At 51.4% G+C, this 597-nt stretch carries 2 protein-coding genes; both read left to right on the plus strand.

The genetic code is table 11. The annotated features are described in order from the left end of the window. Positions 1–165 precede the first annotated feature (165 nt). The gene (gene rpmB / locus CFE47_RS31440) at positions 166–399 is read left to right on the plus strand and encodes a 50S ribosomal protein L28 (RefSeq protein ID WP_003176907.1); all 234 of its coding nucleotides are present in this window, start codon (positions 166–168) and stop codon (positions 397–399) included. A gap of 11 nt (positions 400–410) precedes the next feature. Beyond that, on the plus strand, positions 411–566 hold the full coding sequence (gene rpmG / locus CFE47_RS31445) for a 50S ribosomal protein L33 (protein WP_003176906.1): 156 nt from the start codon (positions 411–413) through the stop codon (positions 564–566). Positions 567–597: the final 31 nt, after the last annotated feature.

Below are 597 nucleotides of genomic sequence, written 5' to 3' on the forward strand. Positions count from 1 at the left end.
GGTCTTTCTGGTATAAAGCAGCGCTCTTTTCTAGGGGCCCGGTTCCTTCGCTTGTAGGTGTAGCCGGTAAGACCCTAAAGAAACGCGGCGCCTGGCGCCAAATGACTGAGAGATTAAGCGGCCAACCCATGCCGGGTTGGGCATGTGGTTTTAGAGGGCTGAGGCATGTCGAGAGTCTGTCAAGTTACCGGTAAGGGTCCGGTGACTGGGAATAACATTTCCCACGCAAATAACAAAACCCGTCGTCGTTTCCTGCCGAACCTGCAGCATCACCGCTTCTGGGTTGAAGAAGAGAAACGTTTTGTTCGCCTGCGTGTATCTGCCAAAGGCATGCGTATCATCGACAAGCGTGGCATCACTGTCGTGCTGGCCGAAATCCGCGCCGCTGGCAAGATCTAAGGAGCTCTATCATGCGTGAATTGATTCGAATGATCTCTAGCGCCGGTACTGGTCACTTCTACACTACCGACAAGAACAAGCGTACTACCCCGGACAAGCTCGAAAAGAAAATGTTCGACCCGCGCGTTCGCAAGCACGTGATCTACAAAGAAGGCAAAATCAAGTAATTGATTTTCTTCCTTGTGAAAAAAAGCCCGT

The organism is Pseudomonas sp. PGPPP1, assembly GCF_002255865.1.
GTDB classification, from domain to species: domain Bacteria; phylum Pseudomonadota; class Gammaproteobacteria; order Pseudomonadales; family Pseudomonadaceae; genus Aquipseudomonas; species Aquipseudomonas cremoris.

What these genes read in the sequence shown, in the direction of transcription:
- rpmG (WP_003176906.1), top strand. Translation starts at nt 411, where the DNA reads ATGCGTGAATTGATTCGAATGATCTCTAGCGCCGGTACTGGTCACTTC.
- rpmB (WP_003176907.1), top strand. Translation starts at nt 166, where the DNA reads ATGTCGAGAGTCTGTCAAGTTACCGGTAAGGGTCCGGTGACTGGGAAT.